Origin of the sequence: Bartonella acomydis, from assembly GCF_039543025.1 — a bacterium.
Lineage (GTDB): Bacteria > Pseudomonadota > Alphaproteobacteria > Rhizobiales > Rhizobiaceae > Bartonella > Bartonella acomydis.
Genome location: NZ_BAABIY010000026.1, coordinates 1 through 1,372 on the forward strand (window position 1 = coordinate 1; position 1,372 = coordinate 1,372).

Below are 1,372 nucleotides of genomic sequence, written 5' to 3' on the forward strand. Positions count from 1 at the left end.
TAGGTATATCTGTTATTGTGATATTGCTGTTGTAAATAACAGTGGACTTGTCTTTCTCTTTACCTGCTTTTGCAAATTTCATTTCTGTGACATAATAGAATTCTTTAGGATTAGAAATATCTGTCTGCTTTGGATTTCCTTCTTTAAAGGTCACTGGATAAGGCTTTACATCTTCATAATTCATGTGCATAAGCCCCAGTTCACGCCCTGCTATCACAAACATCCAAAAATCATCAGCGGTCTTTACACAAGGAATGCGAGGCAATTCTTTGCATAAATTATGAGCATAGCGAGTACGATAATCTTCTGAATGTAAGATCCCATAAACATAATAGAATAGATCATCTTTTGTTATAGTTTCATTAGGATAAGCAGCTTTAAAATGGGCTAGCCCTTCATCCGTAATGGCATCACGTCGTTGTAAACCAGCATTGTTGCTTTCTTCTGTAGAAATTAAAAATAAATGCGATTGTTTCTTATTTTTATCTTTTAAAGATTCAGTATCTTCGTAAATATAGCGTGGAAAACATTGACCTTTATCCATTGCGTCATGATTAGGCAAAACTTTAGACATCAAAACAGAAAAATCTTTCATTGCCCCTATAGCTGTAACTTGTATTACTTTGTTNAGCAAGGCATGTCTCTTCAAACTCAAACATCTTTTTTTTCGTTAAATATTGTTTAAGATTAAGGCTCCAGCTTATTTTTTTAGCATCAGAATTTACGAAATCGTCTACAATATTTGTATGTGTTTTACGGTCAGCATGTGCATAAGTATCATTAAAGCGTTTCACTTCACTATTGTAGAAAACAATCATATTATTCATATTCTTGGATAAAGCTTCACGATTTGAGTTATATGCCCAAGCATCACGATTGGTTTTTAGACCACAAGAAAATGTTTCAAAGAGCTTTTTATCATGCCCTTTTTTAACACCTAGAGCTAGGAATGTCTTGAAACTATCATCACGCTGTCCGAGCCAATCACCGTGCTTGTCTGGTGTAATTATTTTCCAACCTTGTTTACTCTGTGTAATGCCATCAATGCTACCAAGAGACTCTATTATCGTAAGCTTTTCCTGTCTCGTGAGATAATCCCCAATGTCACGGAAATATATTTTCCCACGCTGTTGAGATTCTGGATTTTTTACGAAAATAGAAATCGCTATAGGCGCTCGAGAGCCAGAACCAAAAATCTTACCACCTTCTTTTCGAGAAAGTTCTCCAGATGTTCGTTGATTACCCCGTAAATGGAAAATATAAAGGCTGCTAAATTCCTCAACGAGGCATTTTCGTAAACCATCCATAGAATGTCCAGTAATAAAACTCGCATTAGTAACAAAACCAATAATACCACGGTCTTTTATACGGT

Annotated in this window: 1 pseudogene; it reads right to left on the bottom strand. The window is 35.4% G+C overall.

From position 1 onward, the window contains the following. A pseudogene (locus tag ABD909_RS05085) lies at positions 1-1,372 on the bottom strand (type ISP restriction/modification enzyme); the annotation flags it as partial.